Genomic DNA, 14,311 nt, shown 5'->3' with positions numbered 1-14,311 from the left:
CAGTCCGTTCTGTGCGCGCCGGCTGCGGCGGATCGCGGCGGATCGCGGCGAAACTCCAGCAAAATTCCAGCGATACTCCGGCGAAAGGGGTCATGCGGGCCGTGGCCGCGCCTCGGGGGCAAGCCCGGCGAGCGCCGCGTGGAGGACACCGGTCCCGGCTCTCAGTACAGCGTCGCGCCAACCGGGGTCGTCCGGGTAGAACGCCGCGCTCATCCGCCGCCCGATGCTCGTCGAGAGGGCGGGCCGGTGTTCGGGGTGCAGCCACAGCCAGTTGTCGGCCCGCAGCGCGGTGAGCACCTCGAGGCCCGCGGTCGTCCCCATCTCCAGGGTGATCGCGGTGAGCACCGGGCCGTCGCCGAGGACGTCGGCGACCAGCCCTGCGGTGTTGCCGGTGATGGGGGTGGAGCTGGAGGTGCCGTCCTCGGAGACGGTGAGCGCGGGGCCGTACCAGGCGCGGGCGCGGTCCAGGGCGCCCGCGTCACGGCCGCCGCGGAAGATCGGTTCGATCCGGGCCCGGGCGCCGAGCCCGGTGTGCAGGTCGACGTAGGCGACGGCCTCGGCACCGGCCGTGCAGGAGGTGACGACGTCGCGCAGCACCCGGTGCGACCAGGTGGGGGCGGTGCCGCCGTAGAAGAGCCCGTCGGGGTGGGTCCACTGGCCCTGGGTGACGGTCCGCTGGAGCGCGCGGGTGCCGTGAGCGGCGGCGAACGCGGCGAGGGCGGCGTCGCCGCGGTGGTGGGCGGGGCCCTCCCAGTCGTCGGGGACGAGAGCCGCGTGCAATTCGCCGTAGTGCGGGTTGGCCGGGGGCCGGGCGTGGTCGACGAAGTTGCGGTTGAGGTCGGTGTTGTCCTCGTCGACGCGACGGCGGTGGGCGAAGCCGAAGGGGTTGAGGGCGTGCACGGCGACGAAGGCGACGTCGCGGACGCCGTAGGGGTAGCCGTCGGCGACGAGCGCGGACTGGAGGGCGGAGCCCGCGTACCCCTCGATGCCGTGGGTGCCGCTGACGCACAGGACGACGCGGCGCGCGCCGCGCGGCCCGAAGCGGGCGACGTCGGTGCACAGGGGTTCGCCGCCGGGGCCGGTGGCGCGGTCGTTGCGGTACGAGCGCGGGGTGGCGCCGCGGGCCCTCGCGCGGGCGAGGAAGGTACGGCGGGCCGCCGCGTACGTCTCGCTGAAGTGCCGCGCCGGGTGGTGGGTCATCGGACCGCTCCCCGGGCGGTGGCCGCGCTCGCGTGGAAGGCGCGCAGCAGGGCGAGCCAGGCGGCGCGGCCGCCCGCGTCGAAGAGGCACAGGACGCGGTCGCCGGGCCGGGTGGTGCGGGCGAAGTACGCGTTGACGGCCGCGTCCCGGCACAGGGGCCGCTCGGGGTAGAGATCGGCGGGGATCCCGATGCCGGAGATCACCCCGGTCCGGGGGTCGAAGGGGTGGCCGGGTGAGAGCAGGGCGGCGACGCTCTCGGCGCGTGCCATGCGCGCGGCGTCCTGGGGCGCGCCCGAGCAGTCGGGGTAGAGCGAGGTGCCGGGGATCCGGGTGAAGGTCCGCATGCCGCAGAGGACGACGGGGTTGTACGTCTTGAGGGCGATCAGGCGTGGCAGGTCCTCGGCGGTGCGGCCCAGCGCGTCGAAGTGGGCGCCCCAGCTGGAGCGGAGGACGGCGGTGTGCCGGAGCCCCTCGGCGACGAACTGCGTGGTGACGTGGAGCAGTTCGGCCCCGTCGGGCAGGCGGTCGGTGCGGGAGGCCAGGGCGCCGACGGCGGCGCCGGTGGTGGGGTCGACGGCCACCGTGACCAGCCCGGCGGAGCGGAACATGTCGCGGCGGAGCGCGAAGAGTTCCCGCATCCGCAGGGCGGGCAGGGCGGCGGTGAGGCCGTCGACGAGCCACTCCTCGCGCTGCGCGGTCAGCTCCCCGGACGGCCTGAGGTGTATCAGCTCCACGTCCGTGCGGTCCCCCGTGACCGTCATCGTCTCTCCCCCGTGCTCGCGTGCTTCCTTGTCGGGTCCGCCGGGCCCCGGCCGTCTCATGCCTCGACGGGGGCGGGCAGGTCCAGGCGCCGCGAGGGGTCGACGGTGAGGCGGTAGAGCTCCAGGAAGTACAGCTGCCAGAGCTGGTAGATGTCCTTCAGGTGGGCGAGGGTGCGGCGCTCGTCGCCGGGGGTGCGGACCATGCCGGCCAGGACGTCCCAGACGAAGTCGTCGTGGTCGTCGTCCAGGTCGGTGCCCACGTGCGCGCGCTGTCCCTTGATCTTGTCGCGGCCCAGGGTCTTCTCCAGGTTGTCCAGCCAGGAGGGCTGGGTGCGCGTGGTGGTGTACTCCACGAAGTAGACGCTGGCGACCAGGGCGAGCGGGCTGTCCTCGTACTCCAGCCCGTACTGGAGGTAGCCGGTCAGCAGCTTGGTGGAGAGCAGTGGCTCGGTGGCGTAGATCTCCTCCTTGGTGACGCCCACCTTGGCGAGGTCCGCCGCGAAGAGGGCGTCGTGCAGCATCTCGTCCTCGGTGTAGTGCGCCCACTTCTTGGCCGTGGCCGGGTCGGTCTTGGTCCAGTGGCGCAGGGCGAGGGCGTCGAGGGTGCGCTTGCGGCGCAGCCGGAGGATGGTCTCGATGTTGTGGCGCTTGTAGTAGGCGAGGTCGATCTCCTTCGACTCCAGCTGGTGGCGGGCGAAGGGGATGGTCTCGTAGAAGTCCTTGATGCACAGGTCGAGGTAGGCGTCCACCCGGGTCCGGAAATCCCCGTTCTTCATGCGGCCCTCTCCTTTTCTGTCCAGCACTACTGATGGCTCGTCAATGACAGCCGCATCCCGGCCTGTTGGTCCGCCTGAGGCGGCGGCTCGCCGCCGTGGCCCCCAGCAGCACCTCGCCCGCGCCGTCCACGACGGCGGATCCGGGGCACAGGAAGGTGAGCGCGAAGCGGGTGAAGGGGGTCAGCCCCAGGCCGAGGTGGACCACGCCGTTCGTCGCACCGTAGACCTCGTTGAGCCCGCAGTTGGCGGGCACGGTGTCCATCTCGGTGTGGATGCCGAAGCCGAGTTCCCACACCGGACGGTAGCGCTCGTCGGTGTCCAGGAGCGTCTGGAGCGCCTTCGCCGCGGCCGCGGCGGCGGGGTGGCCGGTCCCGGGGCGGCACGCGGTGACGGCCCCGGCGGTCACGGTGAGCACGACGGGGTGCCGGTGCAGGGGAAGCAGCTGCCGGAAGAGGGCGTCCTGGGCCTCGTCGAGGGCCCGGTCGTAGCCCGCGTGCACGATGGGCCAGCCGCGCAGGGTGAGTTCGCCGTCGAGGGCGAGGCGGCGGTCCGCGTCGAAGCCGGTGATGGCCATGGGCAGCACGCTGATCTCACCGCTGGGGGCGATCTGCTGCTCGCCCGGCGCGAGGACCCCGGCCTGGAGGTTGATCTCCAGCTCCGGGTCGTCGAGGCCGAAGGCGCAGGTGGTGCCCTGGGCGCCGTCGACGATGCGCAAGGATTCCGCCCGCTCCAGGCCCGCGAAGAACCGGTCGGCGCGGGCCGTCTGGGCCTCGGGGTCGGTGCGCTCCAGCACGGACAGGAAGTAGCGCAGGTGCCCCGGCTCCACGGGTGTCGATCCGCACGGCATGACGGCGATGCGGCGGGCCCCGACGGCCTCCGGGCCGGGTGAGGTGACGAACGCGCCGGGACGGACGACGAGCACGTCGGCGGCCTCGGGGATCCGGGTCGTCAGGAGGTCCTGGAGCGTATCGCCCGGGCGGGCGGCGACGACCAGGACCCCGTCGTGGCCGCGCGGCTCCTCGACGACGAGATCACCGGCCAGGGCCTCGTCGGTGACCAGGCAGAAGACGCCCTTGGGAGCGGTGAACTGCCGGTACGCCGCGGGGCGTACGACCAGTGGGGACGCCACGGATTCCTCCTGGGCCGGACTCGGGGATGTGCCACGCCGGGGTTCGGCGGGTGGGCCGGGCGTCAGCCGGCCCACCCGCCTCCTGACGCGGCGGGGACGGCCGCACCGGGCGCGCGCTCGGCCCGTCGTGGGCCTTCGGCCGCCGGCCGGGCCGGGTCAGCCCAGAAGGGTGCCCAGGTAGTTGCTGTTCTTCTTGACCTTGATCTTCTTCTCGGTCTGCTGCACGGCGGATCCTCCTTCCGGACAACTCGGTGGCGTTCTCCCATGCGGGAGTTCATGGGGTGGCGGGTCCCGCGGAGCCCGCGGCGACGCGGTCCTCGGTGTAGCCGCCGTCGACGCCCAGGACACGGGTCCCGGTGTCGGTGTAGACGGTGGTGCCGGGGGCGATGATGTCGAGGTGGTACTGCGTGTACGGGGTGAGCCCGAGCCCCCAGTGCAGGCAGCCCTGGGTGCCGCCGTAGACCTCGTTCATCGCGTGGTTGCCCGGCAGCAGGTCCAGGCTGGTGTTGAGGGCGTGCCCGATCTCCCAGACGATGCGGTAGCGCGAGTCGACGGCGAACATCGCCTCCAGCATGTCCACCGCGGGCCCCGCGGCCGGGGTGTCGGCGCGCAGGTCCGTGATGGCCCCTGCCTCGACGCGGGCGATGACGGCGGCGCCGGTCATCGCCGCGAGCCGGCCGTGCACACGGGCCTGGTCGCGCCGGGTGTAGGAGGGGGTGCCGTTGTGGAGGATCGGGTATCCGCTCAGGACGATCTCGCCCTCCAGGGGCAGCCGCATGTCCTCGTGGAACTCGGTGATCTCCACCGGCAGCACGCTGATCTCCCCGGAGGGCACGATCTGCTGCTCGCCCCAGTCCAGGGGGCCCGCCTGCTGGTTCCACTCCAGGCCGTCGTCGAGGTGGCGCAGGACGGCCCGGGTGCCGCGCCGGTCGTCGCGGTAGACGAGGTGCTCCGCTGCTTCGAGGCGGTCGAAGAACGCGTCGGAGAACGCGCCCTGTTCGGCGGAGGAGGTGCGTTCCATCACCCGCAGGAAGTGCCGGACGGTCTCCAGCGAGGTGGGCGTGGAGTTGCAGGCCATCGCCATCAGCTTGCGCCGCGGACCGAGGTCCTCGGGGCGGGGCGAGGCGAAGAAGGCGTGCGGCGAGATCGCCAGCACATGCGCGGGCTCCGGGATCCGCTCGCGCAGGACGTCCTCGAACATCTCGCCCTCGCCCATCGGGACGGTCAGATAGTCCTTGTACGCGCCGCTGCGCACGATCTCGATCCGCCCCGTCAGCTCCGGGTTCGTCACCAGGCAGAACACGGCTCCCTGCGGGGCGCCGAACTGCTGGAGCCGCTCGGGATCGACCATGATGACCGCGCTCATCGGTGACCTGCTTCCTGGCGGGGGCACGCTGGGGACTGCGGAAGTGCCGATGCCTGCAACGTAGGCGCAGCCGGGTCTGCGGGGTGTCTACGGGACGTCCACCGCGCGTACGCCGGGCCGGTGCGCGGCGCCGGGACATTGCCAACCACCCCCGGATCCGGGCATGTTCGGTGCGGGGATTCCCAGCCGTACGCGGTTCGAGGGGGCGCGCGTGGAGCGGACACAGCCGTCGCATCAGGACACGGGAGTGCTGCGTGGCGCCGCGGCCGAGTGGGCGGCGCTGCCGGTCGCCGAGAGGCTGCGGCTGCTCGACGGAGCACGGCCGCGGATCGTCGGCGTGGCGGACCGCTGGGTGTCGTGGTCGTGCCGGGCCAAGGGCATCGGCCCGAACTCACCGGCGGCCGGGGAGGAGTGGCTCACCGGCCCCTATCCGCTGCTCCGCTACGTCGACGCGCTGGCCCGCACGCTCACGGCGGTCCGCGACGGGCGCGACCCCCTGCGGGGAGCCCGCTTCACCACCCGGCCCGGCGGGCGCACGGCGGTCCGTGTCCTGCCCTTCGAGGCCGCGGACCGGCTGCTGACGCACGGATACCGGGCCGAGGTGTGGCTGGAGCCCGGGGTGGACGAGGCCCGGGCCCGCGCGGGCGCCGGGCACGGCGCCCGGCCGGAGGGCGGCGGGGTGTGCGTGGTGCTGGGCGCGGGCAACATCAACTCCATCGCGCCCCTCGACGTACTGCACCAGCTGTACGCCGCCGGGACGGTGGTCCTGCTCAAGCTCAATCCGGTCAACGACTACCTCGCGCCGCTGCTGCGGGAGGTCTTCGCGCCCTTCGTCGCACGGGGGTTCGTACGGATCGCGACGGGCGACGCCGCGGCCGGCGCCGCGCTGGTGAACGACCCCGCGGTCACGGCCGTGCACATCACCGGCAGTGCCGCCACACACGACACGGTCGTCTTCGGCCCGGGACCCGCGGGCGCCGCCCGCAAGGCCGCCGGGCGCCCCCTCCTCCACAAGCCCGTGACCAGCGAACTCGGCGGGGTCGGCGCCGCGGTCGTGCTCCCCGGCCCGTGGCGCCGGGCGGACCTGCGCCACCAGGCGCGGCACCTGGCGGCGCAGAAGCTCAGCAACAACGGCTTCAACTGCGCGGCGGCGCAGGTGCTGGTCCTGCCCGAACACTGGGAGCTGCGCGCGGAGTTCCTCGACGAACTGCGGTCCGCGCTGCACACCGCCCCCGCCCGTCCCGCCTACTACCCGGGGGCGGCCGAACGCCAGGCGCGGGCCGTCGCGGGCCGCGCGGACGCCGAGCTGCTGGACTCCGCCGAGGTGCCGCGTACGCTCCTGCCGGATCTCGCCCCGGACGCCGACGACCCGGCCTTCCGCACCGAGTTCTTCGCGCCCGTCCTCGCCGTCACGGCGCTGCCCGGCCGGACCCCGGCGGAATTCCTCCACCGCGCGGTGGAGTTCTGCGACACGGCGCTCGCGGGCACGCTCGGCGTGAATCTCATCGCCCATCCCCGGACGCTGCGCGCCCTGGGCCCCCGCTTCGAGGAGGCCGTGGCGAGGCTGCGCTACGGCACGGTGGGCGTCAACTGCTGGACGGCGGTGGGCTACGCGCTGCCGCGCGCGACGTGGGGCGCCTACCCCGGACACACCCCCGCCGACGTCGGCAGCGGCATCGGCACGGTGCACAACGCGCTGCTGCTGCCGGGGGTGGAACGGACGGTGCTCACCGGTCCGTTCCGGCCGGCGCCGCGTTCCGTACTGAGCGGGGAGTGGGCCCTGTCGCCCGTCCCGCCGTGGTTCGTGCACAACCGGACGTCGGACGAGACGGGAAGGTTGCTGTTCGCGCATACGGCGTCGCCTTCGGCGCGGAGGTTGGGGCGGGTGCTGTGGTCTGCGCTGCGGGGGTGACGGGGACGCCTGCGGCGGGCTTCTTCCCCAGCCCCGCCCCTTCCCGAAACCGGGGGCAAGCCCCCAGACCCCCGCAACACGCTTCGCGCGTTGTCCTCAAACGCCGGACGGGCTGAGTGTGCTGGCTACGGTCCGCACATTCAGCCCGTCCGGCGATTGAGGACGCGGCCGCAGGCCGCTCCCGCCGCAGGCGGCAACGGACCGGTGGCCGGGGGCCTGGGGCACGCGCCCCAGTCGGGAAGGGGCGGGGCTGGGGAACAAGCCCGCCGCAAGCGCAGCGGACCCGCACCCCACAACCACCCGTCAGCGCAAGCTAACCGTGCCGGCCGGCCCGGGCCAGAGCCGGAACGAAGCGCGCCGCATCCACCGTCCCGACACCCGTAGCCATGTCGAACCCATCGACCGCCTTGTAGCCGACAACACCCTGGTAGCTATTGTCCGTACCGTCGTTCACATCGACGATGCCCGTGCCCGGCCGACCATCCACGGCCCGGTCGTAGAGCGTGTACAGCGCGTCGTGGATGTTCCCCAGCCGGTGCCCCGCGGCCTGGTCGGCGAGGGCGACGATGCCGGAGAACAGGGGGCTGGACTCGCTCGTACCGCCGGAGACGTCCCAGCCGGCGGCGGCGGGGTCGTAGCTGGAGTACACCCAGGCACCGCCGTTGACCGCGGCGGCCATGGAGATGTCCGGGGTGCCGCGGCGGTCACCGACCACGTCCGCCACGCCGTCCTGGAAGTCCGGGCGGTTGAAGACGTGCGACTGGCCGCCGCCGCCCGCGCCGTTGTCGTTGTAGACGCTCTCCGGGGCGGTGCGCTCGCCCTTGTCGTTCAGGTGCAGCTGGGTGCCGCCGACCGAGGTGACCAGCGGGTCGGAGGAGGGCCAGGAGTTGACGCGCTCCTTGTAGTAGCCCTTGCCGTCCGCGGTGTTGTCGGTGGCGCCGCCGTCACCGGAGGAGGCGAGGACGGTCACGTTCTTTCTCTCGGCCGCCTTGAAGGCGTACCGCAGGTTCTTGATGCTGGAGAAGTCGCCCTTGTCGAAGCCGGGGAAGGTGTTCTCCGTGGCGCCGAAGCTCTGGGTGATGACATCGCCGACACCGTGGTCGATCATGAACTTCTCGGCGTCCATCATCTCCGGCAGGCCGGTGACGCCCTCGGTCTCCGCGACGGCGGTCTCGACGAGCACGATCTTCGCGTCCGGCGCGATGGCGTGGGCCATCTCGACGTCGAGGGTGGTCTCGCCGGCCCAGCCGGTCATGTCCGTGTTCTTCGGGTCCCAGGCGGGGACGTTGCCCCACTTGACGACCTTCACCGGGGTGCTGGCCATCCCGAACTGCTTGCTGTAGACGTCCAGGTCGTGCTGGATCGTCGGTGAGCCGAAGGAGTCCACGATCACGATCGTGCGGCCCTTGCCCGTGACGCCCGCCTTGTAGAGCGGGTCGAGGTTGTACGCCTTGCGGTACTGCAGCGGGTTGTAGCAGGCGATCTTCCACTTGGCCTGGCACTCCGTGGTCGGGACCGGGCTCGGCTGGCCGTGGACCAGCTGGTGACCGGCGACGGCCGGGATCACCTTGGTCTGCGGGACGGCGGCCTCGGCCGTCGCGCCGGCCTGCGGAAGGGCCGCCGCGGCCAGAGCGGCGGTACCGGCGGCGACAGCGAGGACGCGCAGCCGGGGGCGGGCTATGTGCATGGAGTCTCCCTCTGTGGGGGCGGAGCCGCGAGGAGCGGCTGCCGCGATCCCATCGGGCGATCATGTGCAGAACAAGAGCGTTTGTCCCTTGATGCCGAATGCTTTACCTGGCGCCGAAACCTTGGATTTTTCATGGACATTTCATGAGGAGGCCGCGGTGTTTCGCATACTCGTTCGACACTCGTCGCGCTCCATGGGACATACCGGGAGACACTGGGAGAAGAGCCTCGGGAGGGGCTGGGGGCGGACCGGCAACCGACCACCGGGCACCCCGAGAAAGCAGGCACCACCATGGCTTTCCGCAGCAGAAACCCATCCGCCGAGCCGGCGCTCGGCACGTCCGCGACCGCGTTCTCCGCGGGGATCCTGCTGCTGCGCCTCATGCTCGGCCTGATCATGATGGCGCACGGCTCACAGAAGCTCTTCGGCTGGTTCGGCGGCGAAGGCATCAGCGGCACGGGGAAGTCCTTCACCGAGCTCGGCTATCCGGCCGGCAAGACCATGGCCGTCGTCGCGGGCCTCAGCGAGGGCCTGGGCGGCGCGGGCATCTTCCTCGGCCTGCTCACCCCGCTCGCCGCGGCCGCGCTCCTCGGCACGATGATCAACGCGCTCGATGTGACGTGGGCCGGCGGGTTCTTCGCGCCGAAGGGCGTGGAGTTCACCCTCCTGATCGCCGTCGCCGCGGCCGCCATCGCCCTCACCGGCCCCGGCCGCCACGCGGTCGACCACTACCTCCCCGTGCTGCGCCACCACCGCCTCTCGTACGGCGTCGCGGCGATCATCCTCGCGGCGGTGGCGTCCTGCGTCGTCCTCCTGATCCGCGGCTGACCCGGCGCCGCTCAGCCCCAACGCGACTCGAAGGGCAGACCGAGCCGACGGACCCGCTCCACGAGGTCCGGTGGGGCGCCTCGAGCGATGATGCGGGCGGGGGCGTGCGCGGCGAGCCAGGCGTTGATCTCGCCTGCCACGGCCGTCTCGTTGTCACCGGTAATGGAGTCGGGGGCGAAGGCCGCCCCGGCATCCGGCACCTGGCCATCCAGGCGAAGCAGCGCGAGACCTGTTCGAGGCGTCAGCTGCCGCTCAGTCGGGCAGCGCGGCGGTGAGGTCCACCTCGACCAGCTGCCCGGCGAAGCCCAACTGCGCAACTCCCAAGAGCGTGCTGGCGGAGGTGAACGCCGGTCCGAGGGCGGAAGCGGTAAGCCGGCTCCAGGCGATGCCCAGGTCCTCCCTGTCGTCGCTCCGCACGTAGATCACCGAACGGACCACGTGCTGCGGCTGGGCATTCACCGCCGCGAGGGCGGCGAGTGCGTTCGCGACGACTTGGTCGACTTGCGTCTTGAGGGAACCCGGACCAACGAGGGAGCCGCACCGATCGAGCGGGCACTGCCCCGCCAGGTAAGCCGTCCGGCCGGCCTCCGCAACGGTGATGTGGTGATACCCCGGCGTCTCATGCAACCGGTCGGGGTTGAAGCGGGTGATCTTCGCAGTCATGCCACGAGTCTGACGAGACTGCCGCGGAAACGCATCGCAATTCGCCCGCTTCCGGCAAGCGACGCTTTGCCGGGTCGGTCTCCGACGTCTCGCTCTTGCATTCACCCAAGAGCCCTCTCAGCTCCCGACCACGGCATAGGTCCGCCTTCCAGTCGGCTCGGACGTGACCCCTGTCAGCCGCCCGCACGCACCACCAGGTGCCCCACACACCCCATCCCGCACACCGTTCACCTCTTGCGCACACTGTTCGGTAGGCCGTACAGTGTGCGCAACGCAAGGAACCCGCAAGACGAGAGAGCACCCCATGACCTTCGACCCCGCCCCCTGGCAGGCGCGTTTCGATGAGCTGCGCGCAGCGCACCGCGTGCCCGGGGCGACGCTGGCCGTGCTCGTCGGAGGGGACGTCCACGAGTTCGCCAGTGGCGTGCTGCACCGGGGGACGGGTGTGGAGGCGACCACCGACTCCGTCTTCCAGCTCGGGTCGATAGCCAAGGTCTACACCGCCACGCTGGTGATGCGGCTCGCCGAGGACGGCGCGCTCGATCTGGACGCCCCGGTGGTGGACGTGCTGCCGGAGTTCGCCGTCGCCGACCCCCGGGCCACCCGGGCCATCACCACGCGGCAGTTGCTCTCCCACACCAGCGGCCTCACCTGCGACTTCACGCACGACACCGGGCGCGGCGACGACTGCCTCGCCCGTTATGTGGAGGCCGCCCGGGGCGTGGCGCTGGACTGCCCGCCGGGTACCGCCGTCTCGTACAGCAGCGTCGGTTACAACGTGCTCGGCCGCATCGTCGAGGTACTCACGGGTCTGACCTGGGACGAAGCCCTCAAGCAGCGGCTGCTCGGCCCGCTCGGGCTCACGCGGACGATGACGCTGCCCGAGGAGGCGCTGGCCTTCCGGGCGGCGATGGGGCACCTGGGCGAGCCGGGGCAGGACCCGGAGCCCGCGCCCGCGTGGGACATGATGCCGCGTTCGGCCGGGCCGTACGGCCGGGTCATCGCCTCCGCCGCCGACGTCGTACGGCTGGCCGCGATGCATCTCGACGGCGGCACCGCCCAGGACGGCACCCGCCTGCTCTCCCCCGGGACGGTGGCGGCGATGCAGCGGCGCGAGGTGGACGTCCCCGACAAGTGGACGGTCAGCGCGGACGGCTGGGGCCTGGGCTGGACGCTCTACGACTGGGACGGCATCGCGGGCTTCGGCCACGACGGGGCGTCGATCGGGCAGTACGCCTATCTGCGGGTGGTGCCCGAGGCGGGCGTGGCCGTCGCGCTGCTGACCAACGGCGGGGCCGCCCGCAAGCTCTACGCCTCGCTGCTGCGCGAACTCCTCGCCGAACTGGCCGGGGTGCGGATGCCGGACTCCCTCGCCCCGGCGGAGCGGCCGCCCGTGGTCGACATGGCGCCGCTCCTCGGCACGTACCGCCGCGAGGGCGTGGTCATCACCGTCTCCGAGCGCGACGGCGCGCCGCACATGGTCTACGAGTTCGTGGACGGCATGAAGGACTTCTCCCCGCCGCTCGACATCGACCTGGTGCCGGTGTCCGAAACGGTGTTCGCCGGCACGGGCGCGGGCCCCTCCTTCAGCGAGGACTGGATGCCGGTGGTCTTCTCGACGCTGGCCGACGGCACGGGGTGCGTGTACGTGGGCATGCGGGCCGCCCCGAAGACCGGCCGCTGACCGGGGCGCGGTGCGTGCCGGGCGCAACGGATCTCCCCATGGTTCGTTGAGGACTGGGGGGTCCGAGGCCGAGGGAGCGCGATGCCGGCACCACCGCCCGCCCTGAGCGTGCGTGACGTACACAAGTCATACGGATCCCACGAGGTGCTGCGGGGCGTCTCGCTCAGCCTCGCCCCCGGCACCCTGGCCGGACTGGTCGGGGAGAACGGCGCGGGCAAGACGACACTGCTGCGCATCCTGTGCGGCCAGATCCCCGCCGACTCCGGGACCGTGGAACACCTGGGGGCGCTGGGCTACTGCCCCCAGGAGACAGTGCTCAACGACTTCCTCACCGTCGAGCAGCACGTGCGCTACTTCCGCTCCGCGTACGACCTGGACAACGTGGACCGCGCGGAGGAGCTCCTGGAGGAGCTCCACTTCGCCGAGTACCGCCACACCCGGGTCGACGCCCTGAGCGGCGGCACCCGGCAGAAGCTCAATCTGACGCTGGCCCTGATGCACGACCCGCAGGTGCTGCTGCTGGACGAGCCCTACCAGGGCTTCGACTGGGAGACGTATCTGCGGTTCTGGGACCTCGCCGCCCGGCTGCGCGACCGGGGGCGGTGCGTCCTCGTCGTCTCCCACCTGGCCTGGGACACCGAGCGGCTGGACGAACTGCACCGGCTGCGCGACGGCGTCGCGGCCCGCTGGGAGCCCGGCCGGGACACGTCCGCGGGATCCGGGGCGGCGCGGTGAGCCGGCCCCGGTCACGGCTCGCGACGGCCGTCGGCTTCGCCCTGCTGGAGCACGCGCGCAACCGCTTCGCGCTCGTCCTGGTCGTTTTCTACATCCCGCTGTGGCTGACGCTGGAACACTGGTTCGTCACCTCCGATCCCGCGACGTTCCTCCTGCGCGCGACCGGAGCGCGGCTGACGGTCGACGGCGGCCGTCTGACGATGGTGTCGGGGGCGGTCAACACGGTCACGCTGATCGTCGGCTTCATGATGTTCATGACGACGTTCAAGTCCCTGGCCTTCGACAGCCGCCTGGTGCTCGCCGGCTATCCCCGCTTCCATCTGCTGATCGCCAAGGTCGTGGCGATGACGCTGGCGGCGGCCCTGATCGCGGGCTACGCCACGGCCGTGGTCTGCTTCTACTGGGACCCGGTGCGGCCCGCGCTGCTGGCGGCGGGGCTGTTCACCGCGGCCGTCGCCTACGGCGGGATCGGCATCCTGCTGGGCGCGTTCCTGCGGAGCGAGCTGGCGGGCATGTTCGTCATCATCATGGTCAGCCTGCTGGACACCATGCTCCAGAACCCGATCAGCAATCCGGCGGCGAGCAAGGACGGCGTGAACCTGCTGCCGGAGTACGGGCCGACGCAGGTGAGCGTGGCGGCGGGGTTCACCCGTGCCGTGCCGTGGGAGCAACTGCTGCTGGGGCCCCTGTGGTTCGCGGGGGCGTGGCTGCTGGGCACGGCGGCCTTCCATCTGCGCACCCGCGACCACCGTCAGGTGCTCCGCACGGCAGCCGCCCGGGGCTGAGGCCGGGCGGGCAGGGCAAGCGCCTGCCCGCCCGCGCCGTCAGGCCGCGGCCAGTTTCGCCGCGTGCGTCAGCAACTCCTCGTACACCGCGGGCCGGTCCTCGTCGATCACCGGCGCGCCGATGCCGAAGTCACCGTTGACCCAGCGCGCGGTCACGCCCGGGTTCGCCGACTCCGTGCCGTCGTAGAGGAACACATGCGGGCTGCACCGCACCCTGCCGTCGCACGCGGCGCGGTACTGCTCGATCACCGCCCGCCGCGCCGTCCCGGTGTCGAGGGCGTCGGCGAGCGCCGTCACGTCCACCGCTCCGGTGGCGCGGGCCGCGTCGAGGATGACGTGCCGCATGGAGATGCACCGGCCCTCCGCCCAGAAGGCGCGGCGCAGGGCCAGGTCGAGCTGCTCGCTGGCCTGCCAGCCCTGGGCCTTGGCCGCCTCGACGGCCTCCAGCGCGGGCAGCGTGGTGACGGGGTAGGTCCAGTCCGGGCCCTGCCACAGCCGCCAGCCGGCGTCCGGCTCCAGCGCGCCGAGCACGGAGATCTCGGAGTCCACGCCGGGGCGGGCGTTGACCTCCTCGTTGAACAGCTCCAGCGGGAAGGCCCGCAGGTCGAACCGGATCCGGCCCTCCAGCCCCAGCCGGCGCCGCACCGTGTGCAGGCGGTGCACGGCGACGTGCGCGAAGGAGCAGTTCAGGTCGGTGAAGACGACGACGGTGTCCGGGCTGTCCGGCAGCCGGGGATCTCTGCCGGCCGCGGTGTCGGGTGTGTGCTTCAACATCTCTCCTCACG

General features: G+C 72.3%; 14 protein-coding genes. 5 read left to right on the top strand and 9 right to left on the bottom strand.

Annotation, left to right across the window (positions count from 1 at the left end):
- Positions 1-90: 90 nt before the first annotated feature.
- The 5 genes from ACH427_RS09140 to ACH427_RS09120 all read right to left on the bottom strand — a co-directional run bounded on the left by ACH427_RS09140 (position 91) and on the right by ACH427_RS09120 (position 5,232).
- The gene (locus ACH427_RS09140) at positions 91-1,200 is read right to left on the bottom strand and encodes a M14 family metallopeptidase (protein ID WP_398868782.1); all 1,110 of its coding nucleotides are present in this window, start codon (positions 1,198-1,200) and stop codon (positions 91-93) included.
- Positions 1,197-1,961 (bottom strand): hypothetical protein, encoded by a 765-nt coding sequence (locus tag ACH427_RS09135; protein ID WP_398868781.1) that lies wholly within the window; start codon positions 1,959-1,961, stop codon positions 1,197-1,199. Before ACH427_RS09135 ends, ACH427_RS09140 begins: the two co-directional genes overlap by 4 nt.
- A gap of 56 nt (positions 1,962-2,017) precedes the next feature.
- Complete coding sequence (locus ACH427_RS09130) at positions 2,018-2,737, bottom strand: iron-containing redox enzyme family protein (RefSeq protein WP_398868780.1); 720 nt, start codon at positions 2,735-2,737, stop codon at positions 2,018-2,020.
- A 40-nt stretch (positions 2,738-2,777) separates the two neighbouring features.
- Positions 2,778-3,866, bottom strand: coding sequence for a hypothetical protein (locus ACH427_RS09125; protein WP_398868779.1), 1,089 nt, complete (start codon positions 3,864-3,866; stop codon positions 2,778-2,780).
- Between the two features lie 274 nt (positions 3,867-4,140).
- Complete coding sequence (locus ACH427_RS09120) at positions 4,141-5,232, bottom strand: hypothetical protein (RefSeq protein ID WP_398868778.1); 1,092 nt, start codon at positions 5,230-5,232, stop codon at positions 4,141-4,143.
- Positions 5,233-5,443: 211 nt separating this feature from the next.
- On the opposite strand from ACH427_RS09120, the gene ACH427_RS09115 reads away from it, so the two are divergent.
- Complete coding sequence (locus tag ACH427_RS09115) at positions 5,444-7,144, top strand: aldehyde dehydrogenase family protein (RefSeq protein WP_398868777.1); 1,701 nt, start codon at positions 5,444-5,446, stop codon at positions 7,142-7,144.
- 313 nt (positions 7,145-7,457) lie between these two features.
- On the opposite strand, the gene ACH427_RS09110 is transcribed toward ACH427_RS09115, so the two are convergent.
- Positions 7,458-8,831: a S8 family serine peptidase gene (locus ACH427_RS09110; protein ID WP_398868776.1), complete on the bottom strand. Its 1,374-nt coding sequence runs from the start codon at positions 8,829-8,831 to the stop codon at positions 7,458-7,460.
- A 291-nt stretch (positions 8,832-9,122) separates the two neighbouring features.
- Here ACH427_RS09110 and ACH427_RS09105 point away from each other — a divergent pair, with 291 nt between their 5' ends.
- On the top strand, positions 9,123-9,659 hold the full coding sequence (locus tag ACH427_RS09105; protein WP_398868775.1) for a DoxX family membrane protein: 537 nt from the start codon (positions 9,123-9,125) through the stop codon (positions 9,657-9,659).
- An 11-nt stretch (positions 9,660-9,670) separates the two neighbouring features.
- On the opposite strand, the gene ACH427_RS09100 is transcribed toward ACH427_RS09105, so the two are convergent.
- Both ACH427_RS09100 and ACH427_RS09095 read right to left on the bottom strand, forming a co-directional pair.
- Positions 9,671-9,859 carry a hypothetical protein gene (locus tag ACH427_RS09100; protein ID WP_398868774.1) on the bottom strand — a complete coding sequence of 63 codons (189 nt, stop codon included), beginning with the start codon at positions 9,857-9,859 and terminating at the stop codon, positions 9,671-9,673.
- 52 nt (positions 9,860-9,911) lie between these two features.
- Positions 9,912-10,322 carry a RidA family protein gene (locus tag ACH427_RS09095; protein ID WP_398868773.1) on the bottom strand — a complete coding sequence of 137 codons (411 nt, stop codon included), beginning with the start codon at positions 10,320-10,322 and terminating at the stop codon, positions 9,912-9,914.
- Between the two features lie 304 nt (positions 10,323-10,626).
- Here ACH427_RS09095 and ACH427_RS09090 point away from each other — a divergent pair, with 304 nt between their 5' ends.
- The 3 genes from ACH427_RS09090 (at position 10,627) to ACH427_RS09080 (ending at position 13,526) form a co-directional block, all read left to right on the top strand.
- Positions 10,627-12,006, top strand: a complete 1,380-nt coding sequence (locus ACH427_RS09090; RefSeq protein WP_398868772.1) for a serine hydrolase domain-containing protein — start codon at positions 10,627-10,629, stop codon at positions 12,004-12,006.
- Between the two features lie 81 nt (positions 12,007-12,087).
- Positions 12,088-12,741, top strand: coding sequence for an ABC transporter ATP-binding protein (locus ACH427_RS09085; RefSeq protein ID WP_398868771.1), 654 nt, complete (start codon positions 12,088-12,090; stop codon positions 12,739-12,741).
- Positions 12,738-13,526: an ABC transporter permease gene (locus tag ACH427_RS09080; RefSeq protein ID WP_398868770.1), complete on the top strand. Its 789-nt coding sequence runs from the start codon at positions 12,738-12,740 to the stop codon at positions 13,524-13,526. The genes ACH427_RS09085 and ACH427_RS09080 overlap by 4 nt, the downstream gene beginning before the upstream one ends.
- Positions 13,527-13,565: 39 nt before the next feature.
- Here ACH427_RS09080 and ACH427_RS09075 read toward each other — a convergent pair whose 3' ends face one another.
- Positions 13,566-14,300 (bottom strand): DsbA family protein, encoded by a 735-nt coding sequence (locus tag ACH427_RS09075; RefSeq protein WP_398868769.1) that lies wholly within the window; start codon positions 14,298-14,300, stop codon positions 13,566-13,568.
- Between the last annotated feature and the right edge of the window lie 11 nt (positions 14,301-14,311).

This window comes from Streptomyces sp. NPDC020379, assembly GCF_044387105.1.
Classification (GTDB): Bacteria; Actinomycetota; Actinomycetes; order Streptomycetales; family Streptomycetaceae; genus Streptomyces.
This window is presented reverse-complemented; position numbering and strand designations above follow the sequence as displayed.

Coding starts and splice junctions, on each gene's coding strand:
- ACH427_RS09140 (WP_398868782.1), bottom strand. CDS start 1,200: ATGACCCACCACCCGGCGCGGCACTTCAGCGAGACGTACGCGGCGGCC.
- ACH427_RS09135 (WP_398868781.1), bottom strand. CDS start 1,961: ATGACGGTCACGGGGGACCGCACGGACGTGGAGCTGATACACCTCAGG.
- ACH427_RS09130 (WP_398868780.1), bottom strand. CDS start 2,737: ATGAAGAACGGGGATTTCCGGACCCGGGTGGACGCCTACCTCGACCTG.
- ACH427_RS09120 (WP_398868778.1), bottom strand. CDS start 5,232: ATGAGCGCGGTCATCATGGTCGATCCCGAGCGGCTCCAGCAGTTCGGC.
- ACH427_RS09110 (WP_398868776.1), bottom strand. CDS start 8,831: ATGCACATAGCCCGCCCCCGGCTGCGCGTCCTCGCTGTCGCCGCCGGT.
- ACH427_RS09105 (WP_398868775.1), top strand. CDS start 9,123: ATGGCTTTCCGCAGCAGAAACCCATCCGCCGAGCCGGCGCTCGGCACG.
- ACH427_RS09095 (WP_398868773.1), bottom strand. CDS start 10,322: ATGACTGCGAAGATCACCCGCTTCAACCCCGACCGGTTGCATGAGACG.
- ACH427_RS09090 (WP_398868772.1), top strand. CDS start 10,627: ATGACCTTCGACCCCGCCCCCTGGCAGGCGCGTTTCGATGAGCTGCGC.
- ACH427_RS09085 (WP_398868771.1), top strand. CDS start 12,088: ATGCCGGCACCACCGCCCGCCCTGAGCGTGCGTGACGTACACAAGTCA.
- ACH427_RS09075 (WP_398868769.1), bottom strand. CDS start 14,300: ATGTTGAAGCACACACCCGACACCGCGGCCGGCAGAGATCCCCGGCTG.